The sequence below is a fragment of the Vibrio crassostreae genome, assembly GCF_024347415.1.
In the GTDB taxonomy this organism is placed as follows: domain Bacteria; phylum Pseudomonadota; class Gammaproteobacteria; order Enterobacterales; family Vibrionaceae; genus Vibrio; species Vibrio crassostreae.
Genome location: NZ_AP025477.1, coordinates 885,216 through 900,845 on the forward strand (window position 1 = coordinate 885,216; position 15,630 = coordinate 900,845).

A 15,630-nucleotide genomic window follows, 5' to 3' on the forward strand; every position below is an offset into this window, starting at 1 on the left:
ATGAGCTAATCTGTCGAATCTAAATCAAGGCAGTGCACTGTTTGCACTGCCTTCTCATCGACGATTTAAGTAGCCTTTTTAAGTAGCTTTATTTGATTCGTCTTAGATCCAAGCAACAACCCAATAATAATTAATGTTTAAACAGGAATGACGTGAGTAGTACTAGCGCATTAACAACACCTAAGCCCAACGTTCATATGAAGCCTTGGTATCAACGCCTTACTCTTTTAGATGGTGTGTTACTCGCTGTCATTTGTGTGTTTGCAGGCTGGCTTTATTATCGCTCTGCTGTTGGTATTAACTACCAGTGGCGCTGGGAAGATGCGTTTACCCTGATTTTTATTCCGCCATCCGAAGGTAACGTCCCGTACTTTTTCCAAGGCTTGATCGCCACACTGCGCTTGAGTGTCTGGAGCATAGTGTTAGCACTCTCTTTTGGCACATTACTTGGCGTCGCAAGGCACTCCAAAATCGCTTTCTTCAGAACGCCTGCACTGATTTTTATCCAGTTGGTTCGAAATATTCCGCCACTGGTGTTTGTCTTCATCTTCTATTTCTTCGTTTCTAACCAACTGATTCCATTACTTGGTTTAGAAAGTATCTTACGTGAACATAATGGCGAGATTAACGCTGTTCAAGGTTTCCTGTTCGGCCCAGCTAACCTTTGGGAAAACTTAGCATCTGGTGTTATTTGTATTGGTTTGCTCTCTTCGGCTTATATTGCGGAAGTGATTCGAGCGGGTTTAGAAGGTATTCCTAAAGGCCAATGGGAAGCCGCCGATTCACTTGGCTTGTCTGCATTGTCTAAGTATCGATTTGTGGTTGGACCGCAAGTATTAACGGCCATCACACCGCCATTGGCTGGCCAAGCGATCTCCTTGGTTAAAGACACGTCGATTGTGTCTCTAATTTCCATCCAAGAGATGACTTTTGTTGGTACTGAGATGGCCAACTCTTCCGGTTTGATCTTCGAGATCTGGCTGATTGTTGGCTTCGTATATTTTACTTTGTGCTTTGCACTTTCGCGTCTATTCAAAGTGATTGAGCAGCGTTCTAGCGCCTACCTTAACCATCAGTAACACCATTAATCAAAAGTATCGACTCGCCCGACCATTCATTGCCCTTATCAATTTCACCTGATTGGTTTAAGCTATTGACTAATCAGGATTTATCTCTTCATATTTCTTCTTAGAAACACAGCAAAATACTCGCCTAATCACTATACTTAAAGTATCGAACTGCGTTGATTCTTCTCAAGGACATCACTCAACATGGACAATCATAAAGAAAGAGCTTTTTACGCTGTTGTTGGCGCCTTGGTTGGCGACGCCGCTTCAATGGGGCTGCACTGGCTGTATGACCAAGAGAGAATCTTACACGTAGCGGGTTTTGAGCCAGAGTTTCGCTCACCGAATCAGTTCGATTACCAAGACAAGGGCTACTTTGCGCACCAAGGTAAAACCGCAGGTGAACAATCGCAATACGGTGCTCAGCTCTTGGCGATGGTCGACAGCTTAGTCGACAATAAAGAATACGATGAAGCGAGTTACATCAAACACTTCCGCTTCTGGTTTGATTTTGGTGGCAGTTGGCGAGGTTACATTGATAAAGCCACTCGTATGAGCTTGCTGAACATCCATCAATTAGAACTAGAGAACGCCCCAATTACAGCTTGTGGCGCAGACGACACGCAGCTCCCCGCAGTGTCAAAGATCATTCCATTAGTGGCGTGTACTTATACCTCTCATACCTTACCAGCGATGGTAGAGAGCGCGGTACGAGTGACCAACAACAACGACAAAGCCGTGGAATGGGCGCAAGCCATCACCCTGTTGATTCAAGCTGCGATACAAGGTAATTCACCACTACAGTCGGTAGAAATAGTGCGACAAACTTGCAGCAGATTTATACATGATCAAATCGATGAAGCATTGGCTGAACCTGAGCTTTCAATAACAGATGCCGCGAAGAAGTTCGGATTGCATTGTGAATTGAGTGCCGCGTTTCCACTGTTGATTCGCATCATTGCGGGTGCTCAGAGCTTTAAACAAGCTATTCGAGATAACATCTTATGTGGCGGTGATAGCTGCGGTCGTGCGATCGTGATTGGCGCGGTATTAGCGACTTGCTTCTATGAAGAAGACGGAGCGATTCCAACAGAATGGCTAAACCAAGTCGAACTCAATGGTGGTGTTTTGTCTTTGCCGATTGAGTGATTCCCACAATAACGAACTAAAGTCTGACATAAGACAAGCACACTTCTAGGTCGGAGACTGTCGTTCCTATAAGGTTGGAACACACTGTGACAACTCATTCTTTAGCCAAACCACAAACGGGCTTTCTGGTTCATCGTGCTTGTCATCTTGTGTGAGCAATATGTACTGATGACCGGAAGGCACAAAGCCGAACGGTGCGATTAAGTTGCCTCTATTCAAATCATCAACCACCAATGGATAAGAGCCAAGAGCCGCTCCTAACCCATCAACGGCCGCTTGAAAGCAAAAATAGAAGTGTGCAAAGGTTTGGTTTGAAATAGCTTGCGGCACCATTCGGCTATCAAATTCACTATCTTTGGTGATGGATGCCCAGTGGCTCCAAGCGTTTGGTCGCGTGCTGCTGTGCAGTAATTTTACATCGGCTAACTTGTCTTTGACCTGTTGCCAGTAATCAGGCGAGAACACAGGGCCAACCCACTCTTCAACTAACGGAATCTGTTTATAATGCTCGATTACGTTGAAGTCGTCTCGGCGAATGGCCATATCTAATCCAGTTGCGCCTAATGTCACAGGTCCACCTGCGGTAGACAATCGGACATCAATTCCGGATTCGTTATAGAAATCACCGAGTCGAGGCATTAACCAACGCATGGTCAATGTGGGTTCGCATGAAACCTCCAACGCGTGATGATTCAGCTGATTAAGCTTGTGGACTCCAGTTTCCAAGGCTTGGAACGCTTGCTCTGTGTAACCTTTGAGTAGTTCCCCCTCTTTGGTGAGACACACATTCCTGCCCTGTTTATAGAACAAGGCGTGAGATAAGTGATTTTCCAATACCTTGATCTGCTTACTCACTGCGCCATGTGTGATATTGAGTTTATCCGCCGCATCACTGTAACTGCTCGAATGCGCTGCTATGTGGAAAGTATGAAATGCTTTCAAATGTCTCATGTGTGATTTTTTCTCACAGATAGATGGAGTTCATTTCGATTATAGGCAGCAATAAAAAACCATACAATGCTCGCTCATCAAATATAAAGAGTTGGAGTTATTATGGAGTGGTTAAGCCTAGCAGTATTGGGACTATTGATTGTTATTAGTCCAGGAGCTGATTTCGTTTTAGTTTTGAAAAACAGTGTCAATCAAGGAAGACAAGCAGGGATTTGGACTGCAATAGGTGTGAGTTTAGCGATTTGTGTTCACATCAGTTATTCAATGCTTGGGATCAGTTACTTAATCTCACAGAATGAGCAGCTGTTTGACATGATCAGATACGCAGGTGCAGCCTATCTTATTTATCTAGGGCTAAAAGGTATCTTGAGTGCGGACAACAAGCTTGCACCGATGGAAGATGCAAAACAAAGCACCAATGTTTGGCGCTATTTAGCCCAAGGCTTTTTATGTAACGTGCTCAACCCAAAAACCATGTTGTTCTTCTTGAGCATCTTCAGCCAAGTCATCTCACCTGATGCAGAAAACCAGCATGTCGCACTCGGCTATGGACTTTACATGATCGTTCTTCACGGCTTATGGTTTGGAATTGTCGCTATGCTGTTTACTTCGAATACATTGCAAAAGCATCTATTGAGAGCAAAGAAAAGGCTTAATCAAGCGTGTGGATTTGGCTTAGTGACGTTCGGAGCACTATTGGCGGTTAAGTCTTAAATAGAAGCTAAAACTAATAAACTCAATGATACAGTGTTCCATTGAGTTTATTTACAATTTCCAGCTAAGTTAACCAGTTTTAAGGCAGCTAATACTTTGGAGCCAACGAACGATTAGAGCTGCTGACTCTTGGGAGTTTCTATATTCCACCCTTCACCGATAGTATCTGATACCGCAAGCAGACCCTCAAGGTAAATGGAAACTTCTTCACTTGATTCAACTGTGAAATAAAAGTCCTTCTCAGTTTCCTGAGCAGCAAAGATTAGGTCATCAGTTAAAGTCAATGTGTTGGGTTTAACCATGTACTCACTCGACATTTCGATAGAGTGGTAACGTTTATATCCGTCTACAGCGATCCCTCTTGGAACATTGCAGCGTGCTTCTTTAACAACGTAACTACCTGGCTTGATATTATCAAACAATACGTACTCTAGATCTTCGTAGACTGTCATTCTCAACGTCTCCGGCTCTTGAGCGAGTTCATCACCAATCTTTTCGTACATTAGAATCGAAAAAGTATCACACGGATAAACACTACCAACCTTAATGATCTTCGTAGTAATACCAATAGCTCCATCTCCATGAGGAGCAGATAGAGTATTCGACGCATTATGAGGTAACGTCATACAACCCGTTAAGCCAGCTACCAAAGCCATTGGCAGAAAACGTTTCATATAAAGCCTTTATTCTTATCAATGTAATTATTCGGCGACCCTATCATTAAAAATACAGACCGAAAACACAGATTGATAAAATATTGATATGGTTAGCATTATTTTATAATTCAGCTGACAATTCTCATATTTACACGCCATCTGTTGGAAAGATTAAGGCAACTATCTGATGGAGGTACAGGCTAAAGGAATGAGTTAATCTCAATTATTACAAACTATTCACGCCACATATAAACAAACTGATCGTTTTGCGAGGTGATTTCGAAGCCAAACCTTAAATACAACTCCCCAACTCGATTACCTTGTAAATAACACAACGCCACAGGCTTATTGAGTTTGGCTGCTTGAGCTAAGCAATCCATTAAAACTTGGCTACCAATACCTTTGCCATGGTATTCGGGCAGTAGGAAGAACCGACAAAAATAGAAGTGCTCGCCTTTGTCTTGCAACAACACACTACCAATCGCTTTACCCTGATATTCAATGATTTCAGGCCGTTCTTCTGCCCACTCTTCGGCATGTATATCTCGTTGAATCTGCTCGTCCCAGCCAAAAACAGCTTTGATTGGCTCAAATTCAGCCGCCTTTTTTAGCTCGAACAGAAATTCATAATCTGATGACTGAGCGGGTCTTGTCGAATACTTCAAAATATCTCCAACAATAATCAATGAACTATAACTAATGAATCAGAATCACCAGCGGCTTCATTTCCAAAAAACTCGCTCACGATAAGCAAGTGAGAATTGGAAGGTGCCATGCTTCAGTGTTCATTTAGGGTTTAGTTGATAGCGTAGAACTTCGTGTTTATCTTGCTCTGAGTAAAAGGTATTTAAGAACTGCCCACCACACTTCTCAATCACTTTTTGCGAAGCAATATTGCCGTACTCACAGGTAATAATAGCGTTTTCGGTAAGTACGTGACGTTGAACCCAAGACAACATATGACTTGCGATACCTTGTCCTCTCGCTTGTGACAAAGTCTCGTAGCCTATATGGCCGATAACGTCATGAATGTATTCACTGGTGCCATGACGAACTCTTATGACACCAAGGATTTGACCAGAGTCGATACAAAAATACGTAGAAGCAGGCGTCCAACCTTCTGGCAGTTCCTCACCTTTTGAATAAGCGACTCGCCTTTTTAAATACGCATCACTACTGTCAGAAATACCTGTATAAATATCTAACCCATCCTCAGAGCAAGCATTCACATAGCGATGAAAGGCTCTTGAGTGCGAAATATTAGCTTTGACCATGTCCATATAGTTTCGATTCCTAGTTACTGCTCTTTCGGGTTTAGCTATCAAGCCTAAGCTAAGTGCATGGTGTATTCTTGATGCCCTGTATGTTCATCAACTTGTTCACTCACAATAGAGAATCCTTGGGACAAGTAGAACTCAATCGTCGCTTGGTTCTCTTTATACACATTCAATGACAAGTTCAGACATTCAAGCTTCGCGTGTTGGATAAGTTGCTTACCAATACCACTGCCTTGATGTTCTGTACTGACAAAGATCGCCGCTAAGATCCCTTCATAAAGCGAATAAAAGCCACGAACCTCACCGTCTACTTGATACACGTAAGTTGTTGATGCCGGAATATATAGGTCACGCATATTAGCTACTTGCGACTCCCAAAACTCAGGAGCCACAAAGTCATGGGCCTTTATCGAGGCGGTTAACCAAATATCTAAAACAGCTTCAATATCATTTGGGTTGTACTCTCTAATCATCTTAATTCTCAGGCAATTAATATTGTTTAATGGGCTAACCAGTATGCCAAGAAGCGACTTAAACCTATTGAAGATTTACGACAATGTCCCAGTCAGAATTATTGAACGGCAATGATAGATCAATACCATTGGCCGCTATTGCTTCTTAACGTACTTCGCCGTAACAAGCATTTCACCGCCACCATCCAGCTTGCAATCTAACTGGTGATCTTTGCCTTCATTGATTCGTCTGATTACTGCTTTAGTGCCGATTTTCAGTACAGAAGAACTGCCTTTGATTTTTAGATCTTTAATGAAGGTAACTTTATCGCCACTTTCCAATACAACGCCATTTACGTCCTTAACACGCGCGGCTTCTCTTTCTAAACGCTCTTCTTCTGGATTCCATTCATAGGCACACTCAGGGCAGATCAGGTTGTTTTGGTCTGGGTAGACATATTCAGATTGGCATTGCGGACAAGGAGGTAAAGACATACGTTAATACTTCATTTAAATAGAATTTGTTCTATTTTAATGACTCTTGTTAGGCTTAGCGAGCACAAATCGAACCAATTATCTCAAGATAATCCTAACGTCGGAAAAGAGCAGTCCTAAAACGAACAAACACAGCCGCTAAGCTGTGTTTGTTGAAGAAACGAAGTTGCCTGAGCGGCAGTAGTAACCTAGTGAGATTAACGCTCTACTTTTGGCGAGTAGATCGAGTACGCGGTGATTTGCCCTGCCACGATTGCCGAGAACATGAATAACGCCGATAAACCGATACTCGGGATCGGCAAGATAGATTGTTCAAACACCGATTGGCTCGCACTCACCAATACACGGCTACCCGGAACCAAGATGATGATACCCTGCACGATATAAATAGAGCCGGTGAGCTCCATCTTTTTAGCAATCCAAGTGCCGTACAAAGTAATAAGAACGGTGGTTACCCAAGTACCGACAACCCAACCACTATCAAAACCAAGATAGAATGGACCCCACATGCCCAGAACCGCAACTGGCAATCCGAGTAGGATGTCTTTAGGGCGAGCATTGAACATCACACCGATAGATACTGAGATCAACACTAAGCCTGATATGTGCATCCACATCGGTACCGCATTGGTATAGTCGATAGAAACCGCTTGTCCCCATATTGCTTCACCAATATTGAGACCCATGATAATCCCAACAAACAGCTTGATCAGCGTTAAGGCGCTCTGCCCTAGCAAGCTGGTACCAGAGACGAGATCATTAAACGCCAAACACTCTAATGCGTTGGCTATGGATAACCCGGGGACAAACAAGACGATCGAGGCGATACACAACGCCCACACCGGAATCGGTAACCCTGTACTCGCCAAAAACGCCACGAAGATACCCGTTAACAATGCAGAGATGAACTCAACCGCGATAGCGCGACGTGAATGAAGAACTTGCTGACATATCCAAACCATCAAACCCAATAACGCAGAAAAACCAACCGCTTCCAACGTACTACCCACCAGCATCAAATACGCAGGCGGAATCCCCATATTGGCAAGTGCAGTCACAAATTTAGAATAACCGACAGGTTCTGGTACAGGCTCACTGCTCGGTTGGTTAATACGAATGATCGTATTGGCCAACAAACTCAGGTTAATTGACGCAGGCTTTAGACGCTTAAGAATAACGGCGTTGTTATCGTCTGGAAATTGATAGTTAATCGCAGTTGGCGTTGCTTGGATCATCACGTCAACACCATGCTTTTTTGCATAGAATTGAGTGTATTTCTCTAGCTTGTAAGGAGCACAGCCACTGCGGTGAAGAGTGTCACCAATTTCAACAATTTTGTTAATTCGGAACTGAGAAGGCATGGGTATTTTAGGGGAGACAAAATGTGCGGCAAATGTACCAAACGATAGACGGAATGACGAGACTTTTGCGTAAATTATCAACTGAACTCGTTACTTTTTTCTGCAAAGGCTTAGAAGTGCCTATATCTCTACTCATTTGGGATTAGTTTACTGAATGTGTTGACCGGCTGATAAGTTAAATTTATGCATTCAGATTGTTATTAGTGAACGCCAAAATACAAATAAAAAGCAGTTTATGTTAACACTCCGAATCCCTCAATTTGCATGGATTTTATTACAAACTAGCACCGCCCAAGCAGGTTTATAAATCAGCCCAAATTTGTCTCAAAAATAGCGGAGCATGTTCTGCTATTTCTCGCCCTCTGTTTAACGAGAGTTTAGTCACACTTTATTCACTCTGAAAATGCCGAACATGATGGAAAAACTAGCGGAGTGGTGGTTATGCGAGCACTTAGAATAAAAATGAAAGAAAAAGGTTTCGTTTTCAGTTAGATGTGGCATTATCAAACTCGTTAAGACGATGTGCGTGCATCGTATAATGGCTATTACCTCAGCCTTCCAAGCTGATGATGCGGGTTCGATTCCCGCTGCACGCTCCAGTCTCTTAATGCCTCAGTCTTACTCATAAGACAGTGTGCGTGCATCGTATAATGGCTATTACCTCAGCCTTCCAAGCTGATGATGCGGGTTCGATTCCCGCTGCACGCTCCAATTTATTTAAGCTTTATACAGCCAAAGCTCTATCTACGCCTCTTCAAAATTATCTATTGCCCTAAAATTAAGCCCGTTAACTTCCTATATCGCTCCACATTTGACTCCTGCTGTCAGTCATCTTTACACTACTGATGCTTATATTAGATTTCAAAATTATTCTAATTTAATAACCTTGGTCAATATCCGAAAAAATAGTTATGTTAATGTGCGCCAATTATAAACAACCAAAAAACAATAAAAATGTTTAAAAGCAATGAGTTAATCATAAACATCGAAGCAATTAACACTGCTCTAGCAAAAGTTGAGAATGCCAATAAAATTCAGCTAGATACATTGAAAGGTTATGTGAACAGCGAACCTGAACAGGCTGTACTGGCTTTTCGATCGCTAAATGAAGCTGAATCAATCGACGACAAACTGAAAAAGATCATGTCAGAGTTACCGCACCTGAGCGGCGAAGCACACCACCTGCTTGAAACTTCTATCTTGCTACAGTGATTCTAGCTATAGATAAGCCTCAGCCAATACAAGTTAGTTCATGTATTCCTGGACAGGTTGAGACTTATCTTTAACTGAACACAGCATTTAATCAATGACTTAGCGGTCACACAAAGCTGTACTGATTGGTTGAAATGAATAGGTGATGTAAGGCCCTCGGATTACTCCCAAAAGTTCCACCACTTTTTGCTGTTTTCTTCACGCTGCTGTTGGCCTTTTTCTGACCCTTTTCCTTCTTCTTTACGCTCTTGTTCCGCTTTCTTGTCTTTCTGCTTTTCTAATCCCGACTTTTCTTCGTCATTATCCATATCATCTTTAAGCTTTTCTTTCTTATCTTTGAGCTTTTCTTTACTTTCTTCGAGTGCTTCTTTTTCGTCTTCTAAATCATCAAGCTCTTTATCTAACTTCTTCTTGTCTTTCTTATTCTTACTTTTCTTCGCTTTCTTCTTTTTCTCTTCGATCATCGAATCAAGCTGCTTCTCACGATCATCAATTTCACCTTCAACTTTTTTTGCCTCAGCGAATGTTTTTACTTCTTCTAAATCGGGCTTACCTTTGCCTGCCCATTCAGGTTTAGCAGCAACACTGTGAGTCGACCAAGCTAATAAAGCACTTGATACTGCAAGCACTAGAACTGTCTTATTCATCCTTAAACTCCTATTCCTTTAGTCTTTTAAACCTAATACCTAAATAACACTAAAACAAGGTAGCCATACCTAGCAGTCATCTCTTTGAGCTAGATATGGCATCTGTATCACCTTATAACGTTAACGCTTTGATCATACCCGCTTCCGCATGCCCTGGGATATTGCACGCAAACTCTACCTTATTGTCACCATGGAAATGCCACAGCAGCTGCTTCGCTTTACCAGGCTTAACCGTGACTGTACTGCCCGAGTCATGAGCGTGATTACCCATATTTTTCATCATTTCACGGTGCTCTAATTGCTCTGAGGCAGAACCAATCGAAAATTCGTGGTCAATCTTGCCTGTATTCATCACCACAAACTGAACTACGTCATTAGGCTCAATATCGACCTTGTTCTTAAAGGTGATTTTCATATCGTCACTTAGCAGAACATGAACCACTTTATCCGGCTTTGCGCCTGTCGCAGGCATACCCACTTCAGACATACCTTCCATATTCATCATCGAATGGTCCATCTTTCCATCCTTCATCATGCTGTGATCCATTTTTCCACTCTCCATCATCGAGTGATCCATATTTGAGTGGTCCATTTCAGCAAAAGCCGTTGCAGTAGTTAATGTCAGTGCAATCGCAATAAGTGTCTTTTTCATGATCGTTCCTTAGAATAATTCAGTTATTTATTTGTTAGTTTCACATGTTCATGTGGTACGCCCTTACTCACTCTGTTTTGATAAGTAAGGGCTAGTAATCAATACGTTATTTGTTTGTCTCGTTTTGGCTGTGCGTAATCTCACGCTGCTTCCAAAGTTTAAAGATCGCAGGTAGCACCAATAACGTGAGCAATAACGCAGACGCCATTCCGCCAATCATCGGCGCGGCAATTCGTTGCATCACTTCCGAACCAGTACCCTCGCCATACATGATTGGAATTAGGCCAATGATCACCGTAAGAACCGTCATCATTACTGGACGAACACGAAGCCCTGCCCCTTCACGAATGGCATCCGTTAGGTCAGCTTGTTGAAGTGTTTGTTGGTTCTCCTCTGCATCGAGCTTTTTGTAGTGCCACGCTTGATTGAGATAAACCAACATGATCACTCCGATTTCAACCGCAACCCCCGCAAGGGCAATAAAGCCAACGCCGACCGCGATAGAGAAGTTGTAATTGAGGTAATGCATCAACCACAAACCACCCACCATAGCCAAAGGAAGCGTTGCCATGATCATCATCACTTCACCGACCCGTCGGAAGCTCAGGTAAAGCAACAGCATGATGATGGCGATGGTGATAGGCACAACGACACTCAAACGCTCCTTCGCACGCTCCATGTATTCGTATTGACCAGACCAAGCGAGCGAGTAACCCGCCGGTAATACAACTTGTTCGGCAACGACTTTTTGCGCTTCAGCCACGTAAGAACCTAAGTCACGACCATCAATGTCCACGAACACCCAACCGTTAGGGCGTGCGTTCTCCGTTTTGATCATCGGTGGGCCATCTTCATAACGAATATCCGCGACATCAGACAGTGCAATACGAGCTCCGTTTGGTGTCACCAATGGCAAGTTCTGCAACTTAACGACAGAATCACGATAGCTTTGTGGGTAACGGACATTGATTGGATAACGCTCTAGCCCCTCAACGGTTTCACCCACGTTCATGCCACCAACCGCAGTCGAGATAACCTGTTGCACTTCTTTAATGCTCAAGCCATATCGCGCAGCCGAGCGACGTTTAATGTCTATCGTCACATAACGACCGCCCGCAACACGCTCGGCGTAGACAGAAGCCGTACCACTGACACCATTTAAGATAGGTTCAAGCTGAGAGCCAATTTTCTCGATAACGTTAAGATCAGGCCCCGCTATCTTTATTCCGATTGGCGTTTTGATACCGGTCGCTAGCATGTCGATACGAGTCTTGATTGGCATAACCCACGCGTTCGTTAAACCGGGAAACTGAATCAGATCATCGAACTCTTTTCGTAACGACTCAGTAGTGACACCGTCACGCCATTCATCTCTTGGTTTAAGCTGAATAACCGTTTCAATCATGGTCAGTGGCGCAGGATCGGTTGCTGTCTCTGCTCGGCCAATTTTGCCCCACGTGGTTTCGACTTCTGGAATGGTTTTGATGAGCTTGTTGGTTTGTTGCAACAACTCACGAGCCTTACCTATTGAGATACCCGGATACGTGGTTGGCATGTACATCAAATCCCCTTCGTCCAAAGGAGGGATGAATTCACTACCAAGCTTACTGGTTGGGTGATAAGCAGACGCCATTAAGCCAAGTGCGATAACAATCATCACCTTTGGATATTTTAGGCTGAGGTTTAGAAGCGGTTTGTACATCGCCACTAGGCTACGGTTTACTGGGTTTTTATGTTCAGGTAGCACGTTACCGCGAATGAAATAACCCATTAACACAGGTACCAGCGTTATTGCCAAACCGGCTGCAGCCGCCATTGCATACGTCTTCGTAAATGCAAGTGGCGAGAACATCTTGCCTTCTTGCCCTTCTAGCGCGAACACAGGCACAAAGCTCAAGGTAATGATAATCAGAGAGAAGAACAGCGGTGCACCAACTTCTTCTGCTGCCTTACCAATCACCTGCCAACGGTTTTTGTCAGTGAGCGGAGTCCGTTCAATGTGTTTATGAACGTTCTCAATCATCACGATGGCTCCATCTACCATGGCGCCAATCGCAATCGCTATTCCGCCAAGAGACATGATGTTGGCGTTAATACCCTGCCAATGCATCACAATGAATGCACCCAAGATACCGACAGGCAGACTTAGTGCGATAACCAACGACGAGCGGATATGGAACAAGAACAGCGCACACACGACGGCGACCACGATGAACTCTTCAGCCAGTTTCTTCCATAGGTTTTCAACGGCTGAATCAATCAAAGTAGAGCGGTCATAAGTCGCGACAATCTCGACACCATCAGGTAAGCCGGCTTGCAGCTCAGCGAGTTTGGATTTAACCGAGTCGATCACTTCACTGGCATTTTCACCAAAGCGCATCACGATAACGCCGCCAACAGCTTCGCCCTCACCATTGAGTTCAGAGATACCGCGACGCATCTGTGGGCCAAGGTTAATATCGGCAATATCACCCAATAACAGTGGAGTACCTTTGTCGGTCACTTTTAACGGCAGAGATTGAATGTCTTCGATGCTTGTGAGGTAGCCGGTCGTACGAACCATATGTTCGGCTTCGGCAATCTCGACAACAGACGCACCGGTTTCTTGATTACCATCCTGGATTGCCTTGTTGACTTGCTGAAGCGTTAGGTCGTAAGCACGTAACTTGGCAGGATCTATCTGAACCTGATACTGCTTCACCATGCCGCCAACAGTCGCCACTTCAGATACGCCCTCAACGGTTTGCAGCTCATACTTCAAGAACCAATCTTGCAGGCTACGAAGATCCGCTAAGTCATGCTGACCGGTTTTATCTTGCAACACATAGCTGTAAACCCAGCCCACACCAGTTGCATCTGGCCCTAATGTTGGCTTAGCACTTGATGGTAAGTTAGGGGCTACTTGGCTTAAGTACTCCAACACTCGTGAACGCGCCCAGTACATATCGGTATCGTCATTAAAGATGATATAGACATACGAATCGCCAAAGAACGAATAGCCACGAACCGTCTCTGCACCCGGAACGGCTAACATCGCCGTTGTGAGCGGGTAGGTCACCTGATCTTCAACTACTTGAGGTGCTTGCCCCGGATAACTGGTTTTGATGATCACCTGAACATCTGACAAATCAGGAATCGCATCTACCGGTGTGTTTTTAACGCTGTATAAGCCCCCAAATACGATGGCTACAGTGGCAACCAGCACCAAAAAGCGGTTACTGATGGACCAACGAATGATTGCATTGATCATAGTTCGCCCTCACCCATGCGATTCGTCGGTTCGAGAGACTTGAGCACATAATCCGACCCTTGCTTCACAATTAGAAACCGAACACTTTGACCCTCGGCAAACTCGGATAAATCGAGGTCATCACTGACTTGGAAGTTCATTTCGCCCGCTTTCCAATCCCATTCAGGCACTGGCTTGTGATTTACCGTGATCATTCCGAAGTCTGCCATCAGCATTGTGATGTCTCCCTTCACCCACACTTCGCCCGCCATTTGATGCTCGCTGACCTTATAATCAACGACTTCATACTGGCCTGAATCTGTTTTCATCATCTCAAAATCAACGACTTGCCCACGCTTCACGTCAGCCATATCTAAGCCTTCTGCGAAGGTAAAGTTCATCACCATGCCCGGCCAATCCCATTCAGGTACAGGTTGGTGATTGATGGTCGCCATACGACTGCCTTGCATCACATCTGCAATTTCACCTTTTGCCCAAACTGTTTCGGCTTGCTCTTCAACGCCATTGATTCGCGACAAATCAGCGGATTGGCTAGATTCAGAATCCAACATGAAGTGCGCAGAGGTGACAATATGTTCACCTTGTTCAAGCCCTTGCAACACCTCGATCTTCTCGCCAGCTTCACGCCCTACTTCAATGCGTGCTGAACGGTATTTTCCCTCACCTTCGGACAACACCACTCGAGTCATTCCACCTGAATGGATAACCGATGATCTTGGTATGGTAAGTACGGCATCATCACTGATTGGCTTCAACGCAATATTGGCGAACATGTTCGGTTTGAGTTCGCCATTAGGGTTCGAGAACTTCAAACGAACGCGTAAAGTTCGAGTTTTCGGGTCTAGGATTGGGTATACATAATCGACGTTGCCCTGCCACTCCTTACCGGGAATCGCATCCAGTGTCATCTCTGCATTACTGCCCGATGAGATCCAGTGTGCTTGGCGTTCAAACACTTCGGCATCAACCCAAACTTCGCCTAGAGGGCCAGCACTAATTACCGCTTGCGCAGGTGAAAGGTAGCCGCCCTCACGAATATTGAGACTCGCAATTACGCCATTAGCAGGTGCTTTGATTTCTATGGTTTGTGAGGATTTACCTCGGCGAGTGATCGAACGAATCTGAGCTTTATCGACACCCAAGGTGATCAAGCGCTCGGTGGAACCTTTTATCAATCCTTTGCGACCCGTTTTGTACGCACTAAGTAACTCTTCTTGTGCCTTAACCAACTCTGGAGAATAAAGTGTGAACAGCACATCGCCCTTATTTACCTTCTCACCGACAGCATTGATATAAAGCTTCTCAACCCAGCCAGCTGCTCTTACGTTGGTTTGCCACAATGTACTTTCATCAAACGCCACATAACCCACGGTTTCAATCCGAGGAGACAGCGGTTCGAAGTTAACTTTCGCTGTTTTGACACCCAGATTATTTTCTACCGACGGATCGATAAACACAGTTCCTGCTTTGTCTGAACCACCACTTAAGTCATCGGCATAAACAGGGATTAAATCCATCCCCATAGGTGACTGACCCGGTTTATCACGCTGATAGTTTGGGTCCATTGGCGCCACCCAATACAGAGGTTCGTCCTTGGCCTGTTTACTGACATCTGCGTCTGTACTCGTTGCCATTGCTGACATGTCGTGTGCTGGATTAATTAGAAAATGGTTCACACCAAAACCCAATGCACCACCTACCAATAAAGCGATAGTCGCTACTTTTACTGAACTCATTGTCTATTCCC

Annotated in this window: 15 protein-coding genes and 2 tRNA genes; 6 read left to right on the forward strand and 11 right to left on the reverse strand. The window is 44.3% G+C overall.

Features of this window, described 5'->3' with window-relative positions; genetic code table 11:
• Positions 1 to 152 precede the first annotated feature (152 nt).
• Both OC193_RS19730 and OC193_RS19735 read left to right on the forward strand, forming a co-directional pair.
• Positions 153 to 1,079, forward strand: a complete 927-nt coding sequence (locus tag OC193_RS19730) for an amino acid ABC transporter permease (RefSeq protein WP_048662588.1) — start codon at positions 153 to 155, stop codon at positions 1,077 to 1,079.
• A 192-nt stretch (positions 1,080 to 1,271) separates the two neighbouring features.
• On the forward strand, positions 1,272 to 2,216 hold the full coding sequence (locus OC193_RS19735) for an ADP-ribosylglycohydrolase family protein (RefSeq protein WP_048662587.1): 945 nt from the start codon (positions 1,272 to 1,274) through the stop codon (positions 2,214 to 2,216).
• Between the two features lie 66 nt (positions 2,217 to 2,282).
• Here the strand turns inward: OC193_RS19735 and OC193_RS19740 are convergent, their stop codons facing one another.
• Complete coding sequence (locus OC193_RS19740; protein WP_048660026.1) at positions 2,283 to 3,167, reverse strand: LysR family transcriptional regulator; 885 nt, start codon at positions 3,165 to 3,167, stop codon at positions 2,283 to 2,285.
• Positions 3,168 to 3,269: 102 nt separating this feature from the next.
• Here OC193_RS19740 and OC193_RS19745 point away from each other — a divergent pair, with 102 nt between their 5' ends.
• Complete coding sequence (locus OC193_RS19745; protein WP_048660025.1) at positions 3,270 to 3,881, forward strand: LysE family translocator; 612 nt, start codon at positions 3,270 to 3,272, stop codon at positions 3,879 to 3,881.
• 113 nt (positions 3,882 to 3,994) lie between these two features.
• Here the strand turns inward: OC193_RS19745 and OC193_RS19750 are convergent, their stop codons facing one another.
• The 6 genes from OC193_RS19750 to OC193_RS19775 form a co-directional block, all read right to left on the reverse strand.
• Positions 3,995 to 4,555 carry a hypothetical protein gene (locus tag OC193_RS19750; RefSeq protein WP_048662586.1) on the reverse strand — a complete coding sequence of 187 codons (561 nt, stop codon included), beginning with the start codon at positions 4,553 to 4,555 and terminating at the stop codon, positions 3,995 to 3,997.
• A gap of 215 nt (positions 4,556 to 4,770) precedes the next feature.
• Positions 4,771 to 5,202 carry a GNAT family N-acetyltransferase gene (locus OC193_RS19755; protein WP_048662585.1) on the reverse strand — a complete coding sequence of 144 codons (432 nt, stop codon included), beginning with the start codon at positions 5,200 to 5,202 and terminating at the stop codon, positions 4,771 to 4,773.
• Between the two features lie 120 nt (positions 5,203 to 5,322).
• On the reverse strand, positions 5,323 to 5,817 hold the full coding sequence (locus OC193_RS19760) for a GNAT family N-acetyltransferase (RefSeq protein ID WP_048660021.1): 495 nt from the start codon (positions 5,815 to 5,817) through the stop codon (positions 5,323 to 5,325).
• A 47-nt stretch (positions 5,818 to 5,864) separates the two neighbouring features.
• Positions 5,865 to 6,287, reverse strand: coding sequence for an N-acetyltransferase (locus tag OC193_RS19765; protein ID WP_048662584.1), 423 nt, complete (start codon positions 6,285 to 6,287; stop codon positions 5,865 to 5,867).
• Positions 6,288 to 6,422: 135 nt separating this feature from the next.
• Entirely contained in the window at positions 6,423 to 6,761 is a 339-nt protein-coding gene (locus OC193_RS19770; protein ID WP_004731484.1) for a zinc ribbon domain-containing protein YjdM, read from the reverse strand.
• A gap of 197 nt (positions 6,762 to 6,958) precedes the next feature.
• On the reverse strand, positions 6,959 to 8,122 hold the full coding sequence (locus tag OC193_RS19775; protein WP_048662583.1) for a threonine/serine exporter family protein: 1,164 nt from the start codon (positions 8,120 to 8,122) through the stop codon (positions 6,959 to 6,961).
• A gap of 524 nt (positions 8,123 to 8,646) precedes the next feature.
• Between OC193_RS19775 and OC193_RS19780 the strand changes: the two genes are divergently transcribed.
• The 3 genes from OC193_RS19780 to OC193_RS19790 all read left to right on the forward strand — a co-directional run bounded on the left by OC193_RS19780 (position 8,647) and on the right by OC193_RS19790 (position 9,334).
• Positions 8,647 to 8,721 (forward strand) — tRNA-Gly (locus OC193_RS19780).
• Between the two features lie 37 nt (positions 8,722 to 8,758).
• Positions 8,759 to 8,833 (forward strand) — tRNA-Gly (locus OC193_RS19785).
• A gap of 243 nt (positions 8,834 to 9,076) precedes the next feature.
• Positions 9,077 to 9,334, forward strand: coding sequence for a hypothetical protein (locus tag OC193_RS19790; protein ID WP_048660017.1), 258 nt, complete (start codon positions 9,077 to 9,079; stop codon positions 9,332 to 9,334).
• 161 nt (positions 9,335 to 9,495) lie between these two features.
• Here OC193_RS19790 and OC193_RS19795 read toward each other — a convergent pair whose 3' ends face one another.
• The 4 genes from OC193_RS19795 to OC193_RS19810 all read right to left on the reverse strand — a co-directional run bounded on the left by OC193_RS19795 (position 9,496) and on the right by OC193_RS19810 (position 15,619).
• The gene (locus OC193_RS19795; RefSeq protein ID WP_048660016.1) at positions 9,496 to 9,981 is read right to left on the reverse strand and encodes a hypothetical protein; all 486 of its coding nucleotides are present in this window, start codon (positions 9,979 to 9,981) and stop codon (positions 9,496 to 9,498) included.
• Positions 9,982 to 10,093: 112 nt separating this feature from the next.
• On the reverse strand, positions 10,094 to 10,633 hold the full coding sequence (gene copI, locus OC193_RS19800) for a copper-resistant cuproprotein CopI (RefSeq protein WP_048660015.1): 540 nt from the start codon (positions 10,631 to 10,633) through the stop codon (positions 10,094 to 10,096).
• Positions 10,634 to 10,739: 106 nt separating this feature from the next.
• Positions 10,740 to 13,883 (reverse strand): efflux RND transporter permease subunit, encoded by a 3,144-nt coding sequence (locus OC193_RS19805; protein ID WP_048662582.1) that lies wholly within the window; start codon positions 13,881 to 13,883, stop codon positions 10,740 to 10,742.
• A complete protein-coding gene (locus tag OC193_RS19810; RefSeq protein ID WP_048662581.1) occupies positions 13,880 to 15,619 on the reverse strand; it encodes an efflux RND transporter periplasmic adaptor subunit in 1,740 nt (579 codons plus the stop codon). Before OC193_RS19810 ends, OC193_RS19805 begins: the two co-directional genes overlap by 4 nt.
• Positions 15,620 to 15,630: the final 11 nt, after the last annotated feature.